The following is a 20,729-nucleotide window of genomic DNA, read 5'->3' on the forward strand; positions in this document are numbered from 1 at the left end:
GGGTTATTCCTTGACTGGCTGGCCCGAGGCTGGGCTGTCGTCCACTTCAACTTTTTCACCGGGGCGCGCGTGTTGCAGGCCTTCGACGACAATGCGGTCACCGGGCTTGAGCCCGCTGCTGACTATCCAGCGGTCTTCAATCACCGCGCCCAATTCCACCGGATGCTGGCTGACAGTAAGCTCGGCATCTACCAGCAACACCATCGGGATGCCGGCGCTGTCGCGGGTGATGGCACGCTGCGGCACGCTGATGCCCTGTTTATCCACGGCCTGTTCCAAACGCACGCGCACAAAACTGCCGGGCAACAGGTCGAGGTCCGGGTTGGGGAACTCACTGCGCAACGTGATTTGCCCGGTGCCTGGGTCCACGCTGATGTCGGCAAACAGCAACTTGCCCGGCAGCGGGTACAGGCTGCCGTCGTCCTCAATCAGCGTGGCCTTGGCCTGGTCCTGACCGACTTGCTTCAAGCTGCCGGCGCGGAAGGCGCGGCGCAGGTCATTCAGTTCACGGGTGGACTGGGTGAGGTCGGCGTGGATAGGGTCCAGTTGCTGGATGATCGCCAGCGGCGTGGCTTCGTTCTGGCCGACCAGCGCGCCCTCGGTCACCAGCGCGCGGCCGATGCGCCCGGAGATCGGCGCGGTCACGGTGGCGTAGCCGAGGTTGAGTTTGGCGCGCTCAACGGCAGCCTGGTTGGCGGCGACTTCGGCGTTGGTCTGGCGCACGGCGGCGCGCGCATTGTCGTATTCCTGGCCGCTGATGGCGTTGCTTTCGACCAACTGGCTGTAGCGCTGCGCTTGCAGGCGTGCCTGAAACGCGTTGGCGCGGGCCTTGCTCAGGTTGGCCTGCGCGCTGTCCAAATCAGCGTTGAACGGCGCCGGGTCGATACGGAACAGCACGTCACCCTGTTTTACGTCGTGGCCTTCCTTGAACACACGCTGCATCACCACGCCGGCAACCCGCGCGCGCACTTGCGCGATGCGTGGCGCGGCGATGCGCCCGCTCAGTTCGCTGGTGATGGACAGCGGCTTGGCTTGCAGGGTTTCGACGCGCACTTTGGCCGGCGGCGTTGACGGCGCGCCGGCGGCCGACTTGTCACACGCGCTCAGGGCGAGTGCCAGGGCCAGCAAGCAAAACGGCGCTAACAGATTCTTCGACATGCTTATATCCCACTATTGACTGGCGCATCCTAAAGACTCCGGCTGCAGGGTGCTGTGAAGCTCTGTAACGGGTCTGTGAAGAAATGTAAGGCGCAGCCCATAGTCTGCCGCGTGCGTATATCCTTGCACAATCCTGCAACACATCAGGTTGTTAACAACCCCTAACAGTATTCTTTGGAAACACCATGCCCAACATCCTCCTGGTGGAAGACGACGCCGCACTCTCCGAGCTGATTGCCAGCTACCTGGAACGCAATGGCTACCACGTCAACGTGCTCAGCCGTGGCGACCACGTACGCGAACGTGCGCGCCTCAACCCGCCGGACCTGGTGATTCTCGACCTGATGCTGCCCGGTCTCGACGGCCTGCAGGTGTGCCGCCTGCTGCGCGCGGACTCGGCCTGCTTGCCGATTTTGATGCTGACCGCGCGTGACGACAGCCACGATCAGGTGCTGGGCCTGGAAATGGGCGCCGACGACTATGTCACCAAACCCTGCGAGCCGCGCGTGCTGCTCGCCCGTGTGCGCACCTTGCTGCGCCGTAGCAGCTTGTCGGAACCGCACGTGGCGAATGACCAAATCATCATGGGCAACCTGTGCATCGACCTGTCCGAACGCACGGTCACGTGGCGCGAGCAGGCGGTGGAGCTGTCCAGCGGTGAATATAACCTGTTGGTGGTGTTGGCCCGGCATGCCGGTGAAGTGCTCAGCCGCGACCAAATTCTGCAACGCCTGCGCGGTATCGAATTCAACGGCACCGACCGCTCGGTGGACGTGGCCATCTCCAAACTGCGCCGCAAGTTCGACGACCACGCGGGCGAGGCGCGCAAGATCAAGACAGTATGGGGCAAGGGCTACCTGTTCAGCCGTTCCGAGTGGGAATGCTGACCCATGTACCGTTTACTGCTACGCCTTTACTTGATCACCATCGTCACCTACAGCGCGGCGATCTACTTGATCCCCACGGTCGTGATCCACGCGTTCGAACATCGCTACATGAACTACAACGTCGAGCAAACGCGCGGCCAGCAAAAACTCATCGTCAAACAGTACCTGCGGGCGCCGGTGGAGCGCTGGTCACAGGTCACCGAACAACTGGGGCGTGACTTCGCACCGCTGACCGTGCAATTGCTGGTGCGCGAGGACGCACGCTACACGCCGCAAGAGGCACTGTTGCTGGCGCAGGGCAAACCGGTTGTGCGCTTGGGTGAGTGGGGCTGGATGGAAGAAATCAGCTCGCCGATCAACGCGCAGTTTGTGGTCAAGGTGACGACACCGCCCGACCCGCTGGACATGAACGTGCTGTATTGGGCGATCAACGTACTGATCGTGGCGGCGTTGCTGGCCTGCCTGTTGATCTGGCTGCGGCCGCACTGGCGTGACCTGGAGCGCCTGAAAACCACCGCCGCGCAACTCGGCAAGGGCAACCTTAGCGAGCGTACGTGCATTCCGGCCAGTTCCAACATCGGCAGCCTGGCGTCGGTGTTCGACACCATGGCCGATGACGTTGAAAACCTGCTTAACCAGCAGCGCGACTTGCTCAACGCGGTGTCCCACGAACTGCGCACACCCTTGACCCGCCTGGATTTCGGCTTGGCCCTGGCGTTGTCTGAAGACTTGCCGCAGGCGAGCCGCGAGCGCCTGCAAAGCCTGGTGGCGCATATTCGCGAGCTGGATGAGTTGGTGCTGGAATTACTCTCTTACAGCCGCCTGCAAAACCCGGCGCAGTTGCCGGAGCGCGTCGAGGTGATGCTCGACGAGTTTATCGACAGCGTGTTGGGCAGCGTTGACGACGAGCTGGAAAACCCCGGCATTGTGATCAATGTAGCGCTCGACTGCGCCGTGGAGCGTTTCAGCCTCGACCCGCGCCTGACTGCCCGCGCCTTGCAAAACCTGCTGCGCAACGCCACGCGCTACTGCGACCAGCGCATTCAGGTGGGCGTCAAGGTGTGCGCCAAAGGCTGTGAAATCTGCGTGGACGACGACGGCATCGGCATTCCGCTGGACCAGCGCGAGCGCATTTTTGAACCGTTCTATCGCCTCGACCGCAGCCGCGACCGCGCCACGGGTGGCTTCGGCCTCGGCCTGGCGATCAGCCGGCGCGCCCTTGAAGCACAAGGCGGCAGCTTGACGGCCCAAGCGTCACCGTTGGGCGGGGCGCGGTTTCGCCTGTGGTTGCCCAGTGTTAGCTGATCAGAGCACCTTGACCGCGCGGCCGATGGCCTGAATCGGCCCGGTCGGCTTGCCGGTCGGTGAGCCGTTAGGGTCTTCCAGGGTCAGCTCAAACAGCTGGTTTTGCGTGAGCGGCGGCAGCCTGTCCAGCGGCACCGACAGCGTTTGCCCGGGCGTTACCAGCCCCAGCGAAACCGGGCCTTGCCAGCCATCGCCTTTGGTCCAGAACTGCAGCGCCTTGTCGGCCGGAACGTGCATCACGCCCAGCGGAATCAGCTGGATTTTCTGCGCAGTGCTGGCCTGGATCACCCAGCCCGGCGCCTGGCTTTGCGGCGCCACCAGCACCACCACAAAAGACGGCTCCGAAGTGGGCGGGCGGGTCAGCAGCAACGCCGTCAGTAGCACGCTGGTCAGCAACCCCGCACCGGCCAGGCCGCGCCACACCGCCAGCAGGTTCCACCACGCCGGGCCGGCCTGTTTGCCGGCGAGGTTGCCTTCGATGCGCCGCCACAGGTGAGCGGAGGGCGCCACCGGCTCGGCCAGCGCGGTCAATGGCAGCAGGCGCTGTTCCCAAGCGTCCACCGCTGCACGCAACGCGACGTCATGTTTAAGGCGGTGTTCGACCTCGGCGCGCTGTTCGGGCGCCAGGGTGCCCAGCACGTATTCGCTGGCCAGTTCGTCAAGTGGGTTACTCATGCCATGCACTCCCGCAGCGCGGCGAGGCTACGTTTGATCCAGGCTTTGACGGTCCCCAGCGGCGTGTCCAGTTTCTGTGCGATTTCGCTGTGGGAATAGCCGTCGACGTAGGCGTGAAGGATGCAACGGCGACGGGCCGGGTCGAGCTGTTCCAGGCAGTGGTAAATCTGCCCGGAGCGTGCGCTGAACTCAAACCTGTCGTCAGGTGCTGCGAGGTGCTCATGTTCTTCGCTCAAGGCTACTTCGCGGTAATGGTTGCGCACCGCGTTCAGCGCCAGGTGCCGGGTAACGCTGAACACCCAGCCGCGCGCCGAGCCACGGCTGGCGTCGAAACTGCCGGCGCCGCGCCAGATCTTGATAAACGCATCGTGCACGATGTCTTCGGCCAGGGCCTTGTCGCGGGCGATGCGCAGGGCCACGCCGAGCAAACGGCTGCTGTCTTGCGCATATAACTGGCGCAAGGCACGTTGCTCGCCCCGCGCGCAGGCACGCAAACACGCTTCGTAATCAAACAGGTTTTCAGTTGGGGACACGGTTTTGCGCCGCAAGAACAAGACCCATACCCCGGCCCGAAGGCCGGGGCGCTATCGCAGCAGAATAGCTGAATTTACTCAGTCGGCCGCCCAGAAGATGTAGTCGGCCTGGTACTTCACGACTTCCTGCTTGCCTTTGTTGGCGGTGGTACACGCGGTGCTCGGCGCCACGCCGCCTTTAAGCGCGACGCGCTGGATATAACTGACGCCACTCATCGCGCCCTTGCCTTCGGCCGGGTTGGCCTTGACCAGTTGATAGGGCAGGTTGCCCGCACTCGACGGCGCCACGGCCAATTGCGTGCCGGTGATTTTTGAACCGTCGTTGGCCTGCCAGGTCGCCGGTGGGCCGAAGTAGGTGCCCACTGCCTTGCCGCTGCGGTCATTGAGCACGGCCTTGGGGCCGACGAAGGTCCATTCGGTCTGGCCGGTAGCGTTGGCTTTGTCGCGGCACTCGTAGGTGATTTCGCCGACGCCGGTCGTTTCCATTGCCACCTTGTGCCCGTCCGGCACTTTGATGCTGTCCGGCAAGCCGGTCTGGGCAAAGGCGCTTGGCGCAGCGGCCAGCAGGGCGGTCAGGCAGAACAGTGCTTTAGCGTTCATGGGTGCTTCTCCATTTAAGTAAAACAGCGGGGTGACTGTCTGTACTACCCACGGCGCGCACGATTGGATGCACGGATTAGAAAATAAACTTTTTGGGGCGCACACTGTGCCCCCGCTTTACCCGATGAGAGATTGGCAATGACTGGTGTACACACGTCTGCTCAACAAGGTTTCTCTGCCCAGGCCGTTACCTACGCCCAAGGCCGGCCCGGCTACCCACGCCAACTCACGGGCTGGCTGAACAACGCGCTGCACATTGACGCGCACTCGACGGTCGTCGACCTCGGCGCCGGCACCGGCAAGTTCACCCGTTTGCTCAGCACCCTGGCGCCCACGTTGATTGCCGTGGAGCCGGTGCAGGCAATGGGCGCGCAGCTTAGAACACTGTTGCCGGACGTGCGCCTGGTAAACGGCACAGCCGAATCCATCCCGTTGGAAACCGCCAGCGCCGATGCACTGGTGTGCGCGCAGGCGTTCCACTGGTTTTCCACCGAGGCCGCGCTGGCCGAGATCCACCGCGTACTCAAGCCCGACGGGCGCTTGGGGCTGGTGTGGAACGTGCGCGATGAATCGGTGGATTGGGTCGCCGCGATTACGCACATCATCACCCCTTACGAGGGCGATACCCCGCGTTTTCACAGCGGGCACTGGCGCGAGGCGTTTACCGGACGCTACTTTTCCGAGCCTGAACTGACCTGCTTTGCCTACACCCACGTTGGCAGCCCGCAAGAAGTGATCATCGACCGCTTCCTCTCGGTCAGCTTCATCGCCGTGCTGAGCGAGGCGGAAAAAGCCACGGTGACCGCGCAATTGCAGGCCTTGATCGACACCCATCCCGACCTCAAAGGGCGCGAAACCGTGGCATTCCCTTACCAGACCCAAGCCTACGTGTGCCGGCGAATGGCCTAAAAGGCATAAAGTCAGATCATATTGATATAAGTGGTTATAAGAAAAATCGCTATCCTTCGGCCAGAAATTTATAAGGCCGCGGGTAGCTGTAATGGATGTGGGTAATATTGGTTTTGTAGTCGCGGGCCTGATCGTTGGTTTTATTGTGGGCATGACCGGTGTCGGTGGCGGCTCTTTGATGACCCCGATCCTGTTGTGGTTCGGCATCAACCCGGCCACCGCCGTGGGCACAGACTTGTTGTACGCCGCGATCACCAAGTCGGGCGGCGTGTTGGTGCACAGCAAGAACAAGAACATCGACTGGACCATCACCGGCTGGCTGACCCTCGGCAGCGTGCCTGCGGTGCTGCTGACCCTGTGGTTTCTGGCCAGCCTGCACACCGACCCCAGCGCCATGAACGCGGTGATCAAGCAGGCGCTTGGCTTTGTGTTGCTGCTGACGGCCCTGGCGATTCTGTTCAAGAAGCGCTTGTTGGCGTTTGCCCAGCGGCATGCCGGCGATGATTACCACATGCGCCCGCGTAACCTGAACGCGCTGACGGTGTTGACCGGTGCTGTACTCGGCAGCATGGTCGCGCTGACCTCGATTGGCGCGGGTGCGCTTGGCACCGTGGCGTTGTTTATTCTGTACCCGTTTTTGGCCACGCGGCGCTTGGTCGGCACGGAGATCGCACACGCGGTGCCGTTGACCCTGGTGGCGGGGCTGGGGCACGCCGGCATGGGCAATATGGACTGGCATTTGTTGGGCTTTTTGCTGATAGGGTCGCTGCCGGGGATTTACCTGGGCAGCCACATGACCGGCAAAGTCCCGGACGCTGTGTTGCGCCCTTGTCTGGCGATTATGTTGATGACGATTGGGTATAAGTTGGCGTTTTGAGTAGGGCAATGATCGTTCCGACGCTGCGCGTGGTAACGCCGCTTGGGACGCTCCGCGTCCCTTTGTACGGGCTGCATTCCCACACAGAGCGAGGGAACGAGCGGGCTCAAGCCCGCGTGGCTGGGCCATTGCCGATCTGCCACACAAACGGCGGCTCTGTCCCATTCACCACCCAATCCCCAACAATCCGCGCCTTGTAGATCACCGGGTTGTGCGACGACACCGTACGCGCATTGCGCCAGTGGCGATCCAGCGATTTACCCTGGCGCACATCCGACGCGCCCAGCGCATTAAACAACTCACTGGTCGCACGCTGGATCAATTCCGACACCACCACCTGCGCCGTCGCCGATTCAATCTCCGCCGCCACATTCGCTGCGCGTTCAGCCACCGCATCCCCGGCAAATCGCGCCAGGTACGCCTGTTGCGCCGGCACCGCGGCTTTTAAGGCGCTGGCCTCGGCGGCATACACCAGCGCCGCCACGTCACCGACCACGTGTTGAACTTGAGCGTCCTGGCTGACATGGGCGGCATTGCCATGGCTGTAAATGCGCTTGCGGCTGCGCACTTGATGGGCCACGTCGTTGAGCGCAGCGCGGCCGATACCGGCCAGGGTCGCCAGTAGCACCAGTTGGTAAAAAGCGGTCTGGTATTTAAAACGTGTAGCAAAATCGATAACGTTTTCCGCCTCCACCCGCGCGTCGGTAAACCGCGTGGTGCCGCTGCCGGTGGTGCGCTGGCCAAAGCCATCCCAGTCATCGCTGGTAGCAACGCCAGGCTGGCGCGTGCGGGTGGCGGCAATCACATCACCGCCGGTGTCGCTGCGCTGCGCGTACACGTCGATCCAGTCGGAAAAAATGCTGCCGGTGCTGTAGAACTTCTCACCGTTGAGCTTCCAGTGTTCACCGTCGGGGCTGACCTGGGTGACCACATCGCCGATGGCGACATTGCCGATTTCGGTCCAGGCGCAGCCGACAATATCACCCTCGACAAAACGCTTGAACCAAACCTCACGGCCCGCGCCGGGGGGCGCATTCAGGCGGTCTTCGGCAAACGCGAAGTGCCCGCGCAAGGCCTGTGGCACGTTGGAATCGGCGGCGGCGAGTTCGATCAGCAGCTCGAACAGTTGTGGCAACGACGCGCCGCCACCGCCATATTCCACGGGCACGCGCACCGCGCCAAACCCTGCTTGTTTAAGCCATTGGATCGGTTCATGGGGCAGGGCGCGGGTGTGCTCGCGCGTTAGCGCGCCGTCGGCGATGCGTTGGAATATCGGCCGGAAGCGCGCGGCCAACGTGGGGTAGTCGACGCCGGTGGACAGCGGGTTGATGACGTGTTGCTCGGTCATGGGGACGGCTCCTTGGCAGTGATCAAGTCTGAGGGCGATTGCACAGTCCGTGCCGTGCTGCAAACGCCCGTGTTTGCGTGGTGCAGGTGCGCTGCGCTGTTGCGCCAGCAACAGTGAACCGACAAATCGACGCGATCCCTGACATCAGCCGCTCAGCGATCCAGCGCCGCGTTTTGTGCCACGGCCCCCATGGCCTGGGCCTTTGCCGGGCCTGGCACGCTTGCTGCTCAAGCGCTTGTTACATCCCTTTGTGCGAGGTAATGCCCGATGAGTCAGCAAGCCGTGAAATTTGCCTACTGGGTGCCCAACGTCAGCGGTGGGTTGGTGGTGAGCAAGATCGAACAACGCACCCATTGGGGTATCGACTACAACCGCAAACTGGCGCAGTTGGCCGAAGCGGCGGGCTTTGAATATGGCCTCACGCAAATTCGTTTCACCGCCGGTTACGGCGCCGAAAACCAGCACGAATCCGTGGCGTTCAGCCATGCGTTGCTGGCGGCGACCACCACGCTCAAAGTCATCGCAGCGATCCTGCCCGGCCCTTGGCAACCGGCGCTGGCGGCCAAGCAACTGGCGACCATCGACCAGCTCACCAACGGCCGCATCGCGGTGAATATCGTCAGCGGCTGGTTCAAGGGCGAGTTCCAGGCGATCGGTGAACCCTGGCTGGAACACGACGAGCGTTATCGGCGTTCCGAGGAGTTTATCCGCGCCCTGAAAGGTGTCTGGAGCCAGGACGACTTCACCTTCAAGGGCGATTTCTACCGTTTCAACAACTACACCCTCAGGCCCAAGCCGCTGGGCCGGCCGGAAGTGTTCCAGGGCGGCAGTTCGCGGGCGGCGCGCGACATGGCCGCGCGCGTGTCGGACTGGTACTTCACCAACGGCAACACGCCTGAAGGCATCAAGGCTCAGGTGGATGACATTCGCGCCAAGGCGGCGGCGAACAACCATTCGGTCAAAGTCGGCGTCAACGCGTTTATCATCGCCCGCGACACCGAGGCAGAAGCGCGTGCCGTGCTCGCAGACATCATCGACAAGGCCGACCCGGAGGCCGTGAATGCCTTCGGCGATGCTGCCAAACAGGCCGGTAAAGCCTCACCGGAAGGCGAGGGCAATTGGGCCAAATCCAGCTTTGAAGACCTGGTGCAGTACAACGACGGCTTCAAGACCAACCTGATCGGCACCCCACAGCAGATAGCCGAGCGCATCGTCGCGCTCAAGGCGGTGGGCGTGGACCTGGTGCTGGCCGGCTTCCTGCACTTTCAGGAAGAAGTCGAGTACTTCGGCACGCGCGTATTGCCGCTGGTACGCGAGCTGGAAGCCAAGGCCGCGATCAAGCAGGTGGCCTAAGCATCACCGGTTAAACACCAGCACCGCCGCGCGCAATTTATTACTGCCGAAACGGCACATCCGCTCGAACTGCGCATGGCTGACCGGCAGGTGCTGGCAGTCGAGCGGCTGGCGCTGCTGGCTGTGGTCCACATCGGGGTCGTGCAGGTAAACAAAGTCGTCGTCGCAATCGGTGACCATCACCCAGTGCGGCGACTTGGAGCGGGTGAGGCGATAGCTGCTGATCAACACCAGCGGCTGCGCGCCCTCGCGCAGCAACTGCGGCAGGTCCAGTGCGCCGCCCACGGCTTGCTCGACATCGCTGCCGGCCAACGCCTCTTCGAAGGCCTCATGGACTAAACGCATCACGTCCTTTTTGTGCTGGTCGCGCACACCATCCAGAAACAGCGGCCCGCGCACATTCACCTGCATGCGCACCCGAAAACCCCGGCGCCACGCCGCCAGCGCCAAGCCTTGCGGGCTGCAACCGCCGTGGCCTGCGGTCATGAACACGGTGGTCGCCTCGCGCCAGATTTGCAGCTCTTCGCGGCGCCCGGCCACGCGCGCAGGCACCAGCGCGCCCATCGCCATCAGCAGGCAGGCGGCGCCGCAGGTAAAATCGGTGGTCTGCGGGTAATACGGCACGCTGTGTGGGCGCGCGACCTGGTGCTGCAGAATGCGTTTTTCCAGGCGCAGGGCCGGGGCGTGGTCTTCGTAGTAATCGTTGATCAGGTCGAAACGCCGGTAACCATTGCGCTCATACAAAGCGAGTGCGCCGGGGTTGTCGGTGCGCACTTCCAGGCGCAGGTAGGCGCAGTCATGCGCCACGGCGCAGGCCTCAATGCGCGCCAGCAATTGTTTGCCCAGGCCCATGCCCCGCGCGTGCTCGGCAATCGCAATCGAATACAGGCGCGCCAGCGAGGTGCCGCGATGGAACAGCACCAAGGCGTAACCGAGTAAATCGCCGTCATTGTCGGCGACCCACAACTGCCCGTTGGCGCGGCTGATCATCCACTGAAAACTGCGCGGCGAGAGCCGGTCGGTGGTGAAACAGTGCTGTTCCAGTGCCACCAATTCAGGCACATCAGCGGGGGTTGCAACGCGAAAGGAAAGAGCCATATGACCGCCGTAAAAGTTGCGTAACGAAACGGGACTTCTCTAAAAGATCGTGCTTAATAGAAAAGGTCGAGTTCTCTAAAGCGGATCAAATATTATGTCGGCGGTACACAGTCATTGGCGTGAAGTATCCGAGCAATCGGTCGCGGCGACAATAACGTCGCAGCGTTATTTTTCGGCCCAACCGCGAGGTTCCAGTCAAGTCGTGATTATTGTCGAACGCAAGGAAGACTGGGCGTCGTACTTTCCCAGCGAAGACATCGTCAGCGCCCAGGAGTACCTCGAGCAAACGCCCGAGAGCGAGGCGGGCAAGCGTGTGCAGGTGATCAACCTGTGCCGCGGCTACAAGTACCTGGGGCACGGTTATTACTGTTCGTTGTTGGCTGAGGCGCGCGGGCACAAGGTGATTCCGTCGGTGCGCACCATCAGTGAGCTGACCAAAAAGTCGCTGTATGGCCTGGCGTTGGATGACCTGGATAAAACCCTCGATAAAGCCTTGAACCATCACCTTTACAGTAATACCGAAGGCTTCACGCTGACGCTTTACTTTGGTCGAACCAACATAGAGCCGTTGCAGGAGTTGGCCCGCCAGTTGTTCGAAACCTTTCCCTGTCCGATTTTGTTAGTTGAGTTTCGCAAACACAACGGTTGGCACATTGAAGGGGTCAAGTCCGGCGTGTTGCACAAGTTACGCGATGACCAGGAAGACCACTTCGCCCACGCACTGGATAACTTCAGCCGCAAGATCTGGCGCCAACCCCGCTCACGCCGACTGGCGCGTTATGACCTGGCGATTTTGCACGATCCTCAAGAGCAACTGCCGCCGTCGAATGCCCGTGCGCTGGAAAACTTCATCCGTGTCGGCAAGGGGCTGGGCATTGATGTGGAACTGATCGAGCGCAAGGATTACTCGCGCCTCGCCGAATACGACGCCTTGCTGATCCGCGAGACCACCAGCGTCGACAACCACACCTACCGTTTCGCCAAAAAAGCCGAAAGCGAAGGCCTGGTGGTAATGGACGACCCGGCATCGATCCTGCGCTGCACCAACAAGGTCTACCTCACCGACCTGCTCAACAGTCACCAATTGGGCATGCCCGCCACCGAAATTCTGTACAAGGATCGACCGCAAGACTTTGAGCGTGTCGGCGAGCGACTGGGTTTTCCGCTGGTATTGAAAATCCCCGACGGGTGTTTCTCCCGGGGCGTGATCAAGGTCGAAAGCCAGGAGGCATTGCTCAAGGCCACCGCCGAGTTGTTTGAACATTCGGTACTGCTGCTGGCTCAGGAATTTTTCTACACCGAATACGACTGGCGCATCGGCGTACTCAACCGCAAGCCGATCTTTGCCTGCCAGTACTTCATGTCCAAGGGCCATTGGCAGATCTACAACCACAAAGCCATTGGCCAGGACGTCAACGGCGAATGCCGCACCCTGGCGGTCCACGAAGCCCCCAAGGCGGTGGTGGAGCTGGCGGTAAAAACCGCCAACCTGATCGGCGACGGCCTCTACGGTGTCGACCTCAAGCAATCCGGCGACAAGGTGGTGGTGATTGAGGTCAACGACAACCCCAACATGGACGCCGGTATCGAAGATGCCTACTTGCAGGACGACTTGTACGCCCTGGTGCTGGAAGAGTTTGTGCGGCGGCTGGAGTTGAAGCGTCAGGGCCAGGTGTGGTGAGTTTTCTGGGTGTAGCGCTGTCGCGCATCGGACTGGCTCGGGGTGTTCTTCAGGTTGGGTATATATCCGGTATTTGGGTTATGGCTTATATCGGTTTCGCTCTTACAGCGAGTCACTTTTGATAGATCCGGAAGCCGGCCCAGCCAAAAGTAACCATGCATACCCAGCAGATCTGCTTTTTTTGCTTTCTGTGGGAGGGGGCTTGCTCCCGATAGCAGTTTTACAGTTGATACATGAATTGACTGACCCACCGCCATCGGGAGCAAGCCCCCTCCCACAGTTTGACCGAGTTTGGCTTGGGGATTGGGCCGGCTTCCGGTCCTTTCAAAAGTGACCCGCTGTAAGAGCGGAACCGATACAAGCCATCGCCCAAATAACGGATATGCCCTTAAACCTCAAGGCAAAAAGCCTGTGGGAGGGGGCTTGCTCCCGATTGCAGTTTTACAGTTGATACATGAATTGACTGACCCACCGCCATCGGGAGTAAGCCCCCTCTCACAGTTTGACCGAGTTCGGCATGTGATTTTGATCTAAAGGGCGGCGCCAGCCTGCAGGGTCAGCACTTCAAACCCATCCGCCGTCACCGCCACGGTGTGCTCCCACTGCGCCGACAAGCTGTTGTCCTGGGTCACCACCGTCCAGCCATCCTTCAGGCTGCGCACTTTTGAGCTGCCCTGATTGAGCATCGGCTCGATGGTGAACACCATGCCCTCGCGCAATACCAGCCCGGTGCCGGGGCGGCCGAAGTGCAGCACCTGCGGCTCTTCGTGCATCTCGCGGCCAATACCGTGGCCGCAATACTCACGCACCACGCTGTAGCCGTTGGCGTGCGCATGGCTCTGGATCGCATGACCAATATCGCCCAGGCGCGCGCCGGGCTTGACCTGGCGAATGCCTGCCCACATCGCCTCGAAGGTTTTTTCTACCAGCCGCTGTGCGTTGGGCGCCACCTTGCCGATCATGTACATCTTGCTCGAATCGGCGATGAAGCCGCCTTTTTCCAGGGTGATGTCGATATTGATGATGTCGCCGTCCTTGAGCACGTCCTTGCCGCTGGGCATGCCATGGCACACCACTTGGTTGATCGAGGTGTTGATGCAAAAGGGGTAATCATATTGCCCAAGGCTGGCCGGGCGCGCTTTCAGGTCGTTACGGATGAACGCTTCAACCGCGCTGTCCATCTGCAGAGTCGAGCGGCCAGCGGCGACAAAGCCGTCGAGCATGTTGAAGACTTGCGCGAGCAGGCGCCCGGATTCACGCATCACGGCCAGTTGTGCGGGGGTCTTGATCATCAAGCGCGCCCCCGGATCAGGTCGGGTTTGTCGAGCAACAACTTGTTGATCAGCTCGTTGTACGGCAGGTGCGGGTTGAGCTCGGCGAGCAGGCCGATCTTGATCCAGAACTCGGCCTGAGCGTTGATGGAACGGTCCATGGCGGCGCTGGCCAAGCGCAGTTGTTCATGCAGTTGATCGGTGATTTTGACGATGCCCATGCGCTTCACTGTGATAGGTGGATATGCAAAGCGTATACGTTTCGTATGCTCATCGTAAACCCTCTCCCACCCAATGGCTGCCTGTGGCGAGGGGGCTTGCTCCCGTTGGGCTGCGCAGCGGCGCCAAAAATGCCACAGCAGCGAGTATCCGGATAGTTTGCTACATGTTGCAGAAACAATCGACGCATGACATTGCGTTTAATAAAACCCTCAACGTTAAACGTTTAATCACAGCAGTTCGAAGATGATCTAAACATCGCAGAAAAACCTGCGCTAACGTTATATAACGCCGCCTGTTGCTTATGAAGAAAAGTTACAACGTGAGTGGATTTTGCCGAGTACGCTGATCAAGGTAAGCGTCTTCCAGGGTCGGCAAGACGTGGCAGGCAGACGCCTGCCGCACATAATTAATCTGTTGGCAGTCTCATAAAAGGAGAGGTTGGCCATGCTTTCGGAATTAGAACTTCGCAGCATTATTGAAGGAAGTTTCCTGCCCAAACGGTGCGAATGCACCAAGGCCGAAGATGCTTCGCTGACGATCAAGGTGTATGACGACCGTGACCGTGACCGAGTCGATTTGGAAGTCAAAGGTATAAACGCCGACAAACTCGACAGCAGCCGCGCTATTTGCAACCTGATCGCCGGGTTGCGCGAAGACCTCAAGCACAGCGCAGCACCCACTGTGCAAAGAATGGGCGCGCGCGGTTATCACTGATTACGCGCGGTTGTCGGTGTGCACTTGATTCATCGACAACCTGTGGGCCTGGACAAACGCCAGGCCCAGTATCAGTTCGGTTGCTACCGCCAGCAGGATTCCAGGGCCGGCGTTGCCATTGAGCCACTCACTGAACCCCAGCACAGCCAGTGCAAAGCAGCCGGCAGTAAACCCGCTGGTCAAGGCACTGCGCGTGTCGGAGCGGGGCGCGTGGCGAGCGCGATAAAACATGATGCCGATGGCCAGGAACAGCGCGGCATTACGGCGCGCCAACAGCTCGGCGGCGCTTGAGTATTCGACACTCCACAGCCACAACAGCAGGCCCGGGCGTAATCCCCAGAGCAGCGCGAGGGCGAAGCAAAGAAGGGCGGTGAAGGTGGCGAGGTTACGAAAACTCAGCGACATGGCGAATCCTTTCGGCCTTGTGACAAGCTCGCAAGACTACGCGTTTGCACAGGGGCTTGTCGCCTACCGTTGATTGCCTCAGTTCTAGGATTGCCTCAGTTCTGGAAATCGCAGACGTCGGACATCTTCCGATAGCCCACATCTTCAACCTTGCCGGCTTTGTCGACGAACTTGATGTCGGCATTGATAACCTTGCACACAGGGGTGTCGGTCTCGTGCATGGCGATCACCTTGTCGATGTTTAAAGGCATGCCGTATTGATACGGCACCGGCTTCGTCACAGGCGCTTGGGTGTCCGCATGGGCCAGGCCCGATAGCGCCGCCAGGGCGAATGTGCTGCTAAAAAGTAAGGTACGCAGTTTCATGGCAGGTCTCCGCAAGTCTCGCCTGCGCATCAACACGATGCGCTGGCGGCCGCACGAGCCCTTGGGCGGTGAGTGCGGTCAACTTCACTGTCGACTGGCGGGATTAACCGTGGATTAATCTTGACCTGGCTGACAAAACCTTCATAAACCCGCGTTCAGCCCACTTGCTGACGATACGGCAGGTCTGGCCCGGTTTTGCCGCAGGTGAGGGCGGCGGCGCGGATGGCGAAGCCGAGCATGGCGTCGATCTGCGCACGCGTGAGCTGTTGCAGGCCGTCAACTGAATCCAATTGGTGTTCGGTCAGCCAGGCAATCAGCGCGGCCTGAAAGGTGTCGCCGGCGCCGACAGTGTCGGCCATCACCACCTCGACCGCCGGTTGCGACCAACTGCCGTGCTGGCGACTGAATACCGTCGCGCCGTCGCCGCCACGGGTGAGGAACACCAGTTGGCAACGGTGCTGCAGCCAGCCTTGCAGCACGCTTTCGGGCGACTGATCGGGGTAGAGCAGGTGCAAGTCTTCATCGCTGACTTTGATCAGGTCGGCATGCTTGACCAGCTCGGCCACGCGGTCTCGCCACAGTTGAATATCCGGTTGCGGGTTGAGCCGCACGTTAGGGTCGAGGCTGATCAGGCGCTTGCCGCTTTCGCGCCGAACCAGGCTCAGCAACGTGTCGCCAATGGGCTGTACCACCAGCGAAAACGAGCCGATGTGCAGCCCGCGAATCTCATCGCCCAAGGCCGGCAAGTGCGCGATTTGCAGTTGGCGGTCGGCGCAGCCTTCGCCGCGAAAGCTGTAGCGCGGTGAGCCATCGGCGCCCACGGCGACCATTGCCAGCGTCGTCGGCGCCGCGAATTCCACCAGAAATTGCGGGCTGACGCCTTCGTCCTTGAGCACTTGCTGCAAGCGTTGGCCGAGGAAGTCGTTGGACACCCCGCCGAACAGCCCGGCCTCAATGCCCAGGCGGCGCAAACCCACCGCCACGTTAAACGGTGAACCGCCGGCAATCGCCTTGTAATTGACCTTGGACGCCTGCCCGCTGGCATCCTCCTCGCTGAAAAAATCGAACAGCGCTTCGCCACACACCAAATACATAGTCGTTCGCTCTTAAAGGGTTGCCACGAGTTGTTGATAGCGTGCGTAGGCCTGTTGATAGGCGCTTACGCTGGCGGCCACCGGCAGTGTACGGCTGGCCGGGTCGACGCTCACGCATTTGTCGCAGAGGCTGGCCAGCGACTCGCCGGACTGGCTCCACGCCGCCTGAATTGCCGCGCCCAGGGCGGCGGCTTCGCTTTGTTCGGTGCAGACCACTTCGGTGTTCATGATGTCGGCAACCATCTGCCGCCACACCGGGCTTTTCGAGCCGCCGCCGATCAGCCGGATACGCAGGCTTTGCAGGCCGGTCTGACGCAGCAGGTCGAGGCCATAACGCAGGCCGAAGGTGGTGCCCTCGACCGCCGCGCGGCACAGGTTGGCGCGGGTCAGGTTGGTCATGGTCAAGCCGTGCAGGCTGCCGGTGGCGTGGGGCAGGGCGGGCACACGTTCGCCGTTGAAGAACGGCAACAGGCTCACGCCGTCGGCACCTATCGGCGCTTGCGCGACGAGGGCGTTGAACGCCGCCAGGTCGAGGTCGAACAGCTCGCGAATCAGCGAGGTGGCGTTGGTCAGGTTCATCGTGCAGATCAACGGCAGCCAACCGCCGCTGGACGAACAGAAGGTCGCGACCGACGCTTGCGGGCTGACATTCGGCTGCTCGGCAAAGGCATACACGGTGCCGGATGAGCCCAGGCTCATGGTGATCACGCCGGGGGCGATATTGCCGGTGCCGATGGCGCCCATCATATTGTCGCCGCCACCGCTTGCGACAACAGCGTTGGGGTTGATGCCCAAGCGTTCGGCGATGGCCGGCAGCAGCGTGCCGACGCTTTGGTGGGCGTCGATCAGCGGCGGCAACGCCGCTTCCAGGCGGCCGCTGGGGTCGATGTGATTGAGCAGCGCGACGTCCCATTCGCGGCTGCGCACGTTGAAATAACCGGTGCCTGAGGCATCGCCGTATTCGGCGACGGCGCGCCCGGTCAGCCAGTAATTCAGGTAGTCGTGGGGCAGCAGGATATGCGCGATGCGCGCGAAGATCTGCGGGTGCTGCTCGCGTGTCCAGAGCAGCTTGGACACGGTGTAACCCGGTGCAATCGCCACGCCGAGGCGCGCAAGCGAACCGCTCTCGCCGCCGAGGTAATCCAGCAGGCGCTGGTTTTCGTCGGCGGTTTCGGTGTCGCACCACAGCTTGGCCGGGCGCAGTACCTGGCCTTGGTCGTCCAACAGCACCAGGCCGTGTTGCTGGCCGGAGACGCCGATACCGAGGATGTCCTGGCCATCGACGCCAGCGTCTTGCAAGGCGCGATGGGTGGCTTCGGTGAAGGCGTCCAGCCATTCCTGGGTGTGTTGTTCGCGCCGGCCATTGGCGCCGCTGATCAGCGTATGGCTGGCAGCGCCGAGGCCCAGCACCTTGCCGCTGGTGGCATCGAGGACGACGGCCTTGGTGCCTTGCGTGCCGCAGTCGATGCCGAGAAACAGGTTTTGCCGGGTCATGATGATTTGCTCAGCAGTATTATTATTGGGCGGTTAGCCCGGTCGACTGTGGGAGGGGGCTTGCTCCCGATTTCGGTGCATCAGTTATCAATCAGGTGGCTGACACAGCGCTATCGGGAGCAAGCCCCCTCCTACATTGTTACGCCGCTTGCTTCAACAGGGTGTTCAGGGTGTGGGTCACGCCGTGATCACGCAAGCTGACAAAACACCGCTCGAACGCTGCCACAAACTCAGGCGAGTTGGGAATAGCTTTACCAAAAATCTCCTCTACGCCCAACAGGCGTTTACTGATCAGCGCATCATCACTCACCAAGCTTTGGCAGAACTCGGCGCGCGGGTCCGGGATGCTGTAGGCCACGCCGTTCTCGTCGACACCCTTGAGGTACAACGCCCACGCCGCCACCACCAACGCTGCACGCTCGGTCTCGCGCCCATCGGCGATCAAGCGGTTGATGGTCGGTACGGTGAACTTGGGAAACTTCGACGAGCCGTCCGAGCACACGCGTTCCAACTGGTCGGCAATCGCCTGGTTGGAAAAACGCTCCACCAGCGTTTGCTTGTAGTCCGTGAGGTCGATGCCTGGCACCGGTGCCAGGTGCGGGGTCACGTCCAGGTCCATGTAGGCGCGCATATACGCCACAAACACCGGGTCGTTCATGGTCTCGTGCACAAACCGGTAGCCCTTGAGAAACCCGAGGTAGGTGAGGGCCAAGTGGCTGCCATTGAGCAAGCCGATTTTCATCTCTTCGTAGGGCGTGACGTCATCGGTGAACTGCACGCCGACCTTTTCCCAGGCCGGGCGACCGTTGACGAATTTGTCTTCCAGCACCCACTGCACAAAGGGTTCGCAGACCACCGGCCAGGCGTCGTCGATGCCGTGTTCGTCGTGCAGTTGCAGGCGGTGGGCGTTGCTGGTCATCGGCGTGATGCGGTCGACCATGGCGTTCGGGAAGCTCACGTTGGCCTTGATCCAGTCATGCAACTCGGCGTTGTGCAGGGCGGCGAAGGCCAGCAGCGCCTTGCGCGTGACGGCGCCGTTGTGCGGCAGGTTATCGCAGGACATCACGGTAAACGCCGGGGTGCCGGCCGCACGGCGTTGGGTCAGTGCGGCGCAGATAAAACCGAACACGGTTTTCGGCGCCAGCGGGTTCGCCAAGTCATGCTGGATTTGCGGCAGGTGGGCCATGAACTCGCCGTTGCTGTCGTCGATGCAGTAACCGCCCTCGGTGATGGTCAGCGAGACAATCCGAATCTGCGGATCGGCGAGTTTGTCGATCAGCGCCTGCGCGCCGTCCTCGGCCAGCAGCATGTCGCTGAGGGCGCCGATCACGCGCACTTCGGTGTCGTCGGTGTCACCCAGTTCGTACAGGGTGAACAGGTAATCCTGGCTGGCGAGGTCATCGCGTGCCTTGCGGTCTTCGCTTCGCAGGCCGACGCCGCAAATGCTCCAATCGAGGCCAACGCCCAAGTTCATCAGCGCATCGGTGTAATACGCCTGGTGCGCGCGGTGAAAACCGCCGACGCCGATATGCGCGATGCCTTGGGAGGTGCTGGCGATTGAATAGGTGGGCAGTTGGACTTCGGGCGCCAGTTGGGTGAGGGTCTGTGTGTTCAATTTCATCGGTAAATACTCAGGCGGCAGCGCGCAATGGGCGGGCCACGGCGACGCCTTCAGCGTCGAACAGGTGGCATTGGGTCGGGTCCAGGTACAACTGCAGTGTTTCGCCATATTGGCTGGCCATGTCGCCACGAATGCGCAGCGTCAACGGCTCTTTGCTCGCGGTGATGACGTGGCAGAACGTGTCACTGCCCAAGCGCTCGCCGACATCGGCGGTGACGGTCAGCGTGGCTTGGCCGGGCGTGGCGATTTCCAGGTGTTCCGGGCGAATGCCGAGCGTGACCGGGCTGCCGACACTCAAGGTAGCGCTGCTCAGTGGCAGGCTGATGTGGCCGCCGGCGTCCAGTTCGAGTTCGCAGCTTTGGGCATCGACTCGTGTGACCTTGCCTTTGAGAAAGCCCATTTTCGGCGTGCCCAAAAAGCCCGCCACAAACAGGTTGGCCGGCTGGTGGTACAGCTCCAGCGGTGACCCGACCTGTTCCACGCGGCCGCTGTTGAGTACCACTACTTTGTCGGCCAGGGTCATGGCTTCGACCTGGTCGTGGGTCACGTAGATCATCGTGGCTTGCAGTTCTTTGTGCAGGCGCGACAGCTCCAGGCGCATCTGCACGCGCAGCGCGGCGTCGAGGTTGGACAGCGGCTCATCGAACAGGAAGATCTTCGGGTTACGCACAATCGCCCGGCCAATGGCCACGCGCTGACGCTGGCCGCCGGAAAGCTGCTTGGGTTTGCGCTCCAGCAACGGGCCAAGCTCAAGGATGCGCGCGGCTTCGTTGACTTTGCTCTCGACGACTTTCTTGTCGACGCCGGCCAAATCCAGGGCAAACGACATGTTTTTGCGCACGCTCATGTGCGGGTACAGGGCGTAGGTCTGGAACACCATGGCCAAATCGCGTTTGGCCGGGGTGACTTCGGTGATGTCGCGGCCATCGAGTTCGATGGTGCCTTCGCTGACTTCTTCCAGACCGGCGATCAGGCGCAGCAGGGTTGATTTACCGCAGCCCGACGGGCCGACGAAGACCACGAATTCTTTGTCGTTCACTTCCAGGTCGATGCCCTTGATGATCGAAAAGCCTTCGAAGCCTTTTTGCAGATTCTTGATTTTCAGGTTGGCCATGGGAT

21 protein-coding genes are annotated in these 20,729 nt (G+C 61.3%); 7 read left to right on the forward strand and 14 right to left on the reverse strand.

Annotated elements, in window-relative coordinates:
- Positions 1-3: 3 nt before the first annotated feature.
- The gene (locus ACOZK9_RS14660; protein ID WP_421556110.1) at positions 4-1,158 is read right to left on the reverse strand and encodes an efflux RND transporter periplasmic adaptor subunit; all 1,155 of its coding nucleotides are present in this window, start codon (positions 1,156-1,158) and stop codon (positions 4-6) included.
- A 185-nt stretch (positions 1,159-1,343) separates the two neighbouring features.
- Between ACOZK9_RS14660 and ACOZK9_RS14665 the strand changes: the two genes are divergently transcribed.
- Both ACOZK9_RS14665 and ACOZK9_RS14670 read left to right on the forward strand, forming a co-directional pair.
- Positions 1,344-2,045, forward strand: a complete 702-nt coding sequence (locus tag ACOZK9_RS14665) for a response regulator (RefSeq protein ID WP_058413362.1) — start codon at positions 1,344-1,346, stop codon at positions 2,043-2,045.
- A 3-nt stretch (positions 2,046-2,048) separates the two neighbouring features.
- Positions 2,049-3,350 (forward strand): ATP-binding protein, encoded by a 1,302-nt coding sequence (locus ACOZK9_RS14670; RefSeq protein ID WP_152746344.1) that lies wholly within the window; start codon positions 2,049-2,051, stop codon positions 3,348-3,350.
- Here ACOZK9_RS14670 and ACOZK9_RS14675 read toward each other — a convergent pair whose 3' ends face one another.
- From ACOZK9_RS14675 to ACOZK9_RS14685, 3 genes are all read right to left on the reverse strand, one after another.
- Positions 3,351-4,025 (reverse strand): anti-sigma factor, encoded by a 675-nt coding sequence (locus ACOZK9_RS14675; protein WP_122251505.1) that lies wholly within the window; start codon positions 4,023-4,025, stop codon positions 3,351-3,353.
- Positions 4,022-4,540 carry a sigma-70 family RNA polymerase sigma factor gene (locus ACOZK9_RS14680; protein ID WP_058413375.1) on the reverse strand — a complete coding sequence of 173 codons (519 nt, stop codon included), beginning with the start codon at positions 4,538-4,540 and terminating at the stop codon, positions 4,022-4,024. The genes ACOZK9_RS14675 and ACOZK9_RS14680 overlap by 4 nt, the downstream gene beginning before the upstream one ends.
- Before the next feature lie 96 nt (positions 4,541-4,636).
- On the reverse strand, positions 4,637-5,158 hold the full coding sequence (locus tag ACOZK9_RS14685; protein WP_421556111.1) for a DUF3455 domain-containing protein: 522 nt from the start codon (positions 5,156-5,158) through the stop codon (positions 4,637-4,639).
- A 138-nt stretch (positions 5,159-5,296) separates the two neighbouring features.
- Between ACOZK9_RS14685 and ACOZK9_RS14690 the strand changes: the two genes are divergently transcribed.
- Positions 5,297-6,067, forward strand: coding sequence for a class I SAM-dependent methyltransferase (locus ACOZK9_RS14690; RefSeq protein WP_421556112.1), 771 nt, complete (start codon positions 5,297-5,299; stop codon positions 6,065-6,067).
- Positions 6,068-6,158: 91 nt separating this feature from the next.
- On the forward strand, positions 6,159-6,944 hold the full coding sequence (locus tag ACOZK9_RS14695) for a sulfite exporter TauE/SafE family protein (protein WP_421556113.1): 786 nt from the start codon (positions 6,159-6,161) through the stop codon (positions 6,942-6,944).
- Between the two features lie 106 nt (positions 6,945-7,050).
- On the opposite strand, the gene ACOZK9_RS14700 is transcribed toward ACOZK9_RS14695, so the two are convergent.
- Complete coding sequence (locus ACOZK9_RS14700) at positions 7,051-8,292, reverse strand: acyl-CoA dehydrogenase family protein (protein ID WP_421556114.1); 1,242 nt, start codon at positions 8,290-8,292, stop codon at positions 7,051-7,053.
- Positions 8,293-8,559: 267 nt separating this feature from the next.
- Here ACOZK9_RS14700 and sfnG point away from each other — a divergent pair, with 267 nt between their 5' ends.
- Complete coding sequence (sfnG, locus tag ACOZK9_RS14705) at positions 8,560-9,645, forward strand: dimethylsulfone monooxygenase SfnG (protein ID WP_421556115.1); 1,086 nt, start codon at positions 8,560-8,562, stop codon at positions 9,643-9,645.
- 3 nt (positions 9,646-9,648) lie between these two features.
- Here sfnG and ACOZK9_RS14710 read toward each other — a convergent pair whose 3' ends face one another.
- Positions 9,649-10,743, reverse strand: a complete 1,095-nt coding sequence (locus ACOZK9_RS14710) for a GNAT family N-acetyltransferase/peptidase C39 family protein (protein ID WP_421556116.1) — start codon at positions 10,741-10,743, stop codon at positions 9,649-9,651.
- 94 nt (positions 10,744-10,837) lie between these two features.
- Here ACOZK9_RS14710 and ACOZK9_RS14715 point away from each other — a divergent pair, with 94 nt between their 5' ends.
- A complete protein-coding gene (locus ACOZK9_RS14715) occupies positions 10,838-12,424 on the forward strand; it encodes a RimK family protein (protein WP_421556117.1) in 1,587 nt (528 codons plus the stop codon).
- Between the two features lie 530 nt (positions 12,425-12,954).
- On the opposite strand, the gene map is transcribed toward ACOZK9_RS14715, so the two are convergent.
- Both map and ACOZK9_RS14725 read right to left on the reverse strand, forming a co-directional pair.
- Positions 12,955-13,716 carry a type I methionyl aminopeptidase gene (gene map / locus ACOZK9_RS14720; protein ID WP_421556118.1) on the reverse strand — a complete coding sequence of 254 codons (762 nt, stop codon included), beginning with the start codon at positions 13,714-13,716 and terminating at the stop codon, positions 12,955-12,957.
- Positions 13,716-13,916, reverse strand: a complete 201-nt coding sequence (locus ACOZK9_RS14725; protein ID WP_058413351.1) for a ParD-like family protein — start codon at positions 13,914-13,916, stop codon at positions 13,716-13,718. The genes map and ACOZK9_RS14725 overlap by 1 nt, the downstream gene beginning before the upstream one ends.
- Positions 13,917-14,361: 445 nt before the next feature.
- On the opposite strand from ACOZK9_RS14725, the gene ACOZK9_RS14730 reads away from it, so the two are divergent.
- Positions 14,362-14,631, forward strand: coding sequence for a DUF1652 domain-containing protein (locus ACOZK9_RS14730; RefSeq protein ID WP_058413350.1), 270 nt, complete (start codon positions 14,362-14,364; stop codon positions 14,629-14,631).
- Here the strand turns inward: ACOZK9_RS14730 and ACOZK9_RS14735 are convergent, their stop codons facing one another.
- The 6 genes from ACOZK9_RS14735 to ACOZK9_RS14760 form a co-directional block, all read right to left on the reverse strand.
- Positions 14,632-15,036 (reverse strand): hypothetical protein, encoded by a 405-nt coding sequence (locus tag ACOZK9_RS14735; RefSeq protein ID WP_421556119.1) that lies wholly within the window; start codon positions 15,034-15,036, stop codon positions 14,632-14,634.
- Between the two features lie 95 nt (positions 15,037-15,131).
- The gene (locus ACOZK9_RS14740; protein ID WP_421556120.1) at positions 15,132-15,401 is read right to left on the reverse strand and encodes a DUF2790 domain-containing protein; all 270 of its coding nucleotides are present in this window, start codon (positions 15,399-15,401) and stop codon (positions 15,132-15,134) included.
- A gap of 155 nt (positions 15,402-15,556) precedes the next feature.
- Positions 15,557-16,495 (reverse strand): carbohydrate kinase family protein, encoded by a 939-nt coding sequence (locus ACOZK9_RS14745; RefSeq protein ID WP_421556121.1) that lies wholly within the window; start codon positions 16,493-16,495, stop codon positions 15,557-15,559.
- 12 nt (positions 16,496-16,507) lie between these two features.
- Positions 16,508-17,989 (reverse strand): xylulokinase, encoded by a 1,482-nt coding sequence (gene xylB, locus ACOZK9_RS14750; protein ID WP_122249834.1) that lies wholly within the window; start codon positions 17,987-17,989, stop codon positions 16,508-16,510.
- A 139-nt stretch (positions 17,990-18,128) separates the two neighbouring features.
- Positions 18,129-19,610 carry a mannitol dehydrogenase family protein gene (locus tag ACOZK9_RS14755; RefSeq protein ID WP_421556122.1) on the reverse strand — a complete coding sequence of 494 codons (1,482 nt, stop codon included), beginning with the start codon at positions 19,608-19,610 and terminating at the stop codon, positions 18,129-18,131.
- A gap of 10 nt (positions 19,611-19,620) precedes the next feature.
- Entirely contained in the window at positions 19,621-20,724 is a 1,104-nt protein-coding gene (locus ACOZK9_RS14760) for an ABC transporter ATP-binding protein (RefSeq protein ID WP_058413344.1), read from the reverse strand.
- Between the last annotated feature and the right edge of the window lie 5 nt (positions 20,725-20,729).

Source organism: Pseudomonas kitaguniensis (assembly GCF_049199985.1).
Taxonomy (GTDB): domain Bacteria; phylum Pseudomonadota; class Gammaproteobacteria; order Pseudomonadales; family Pseudomonadaceae; genus Aquipseudomonas; species Aquipseudomonas kitaguniensis.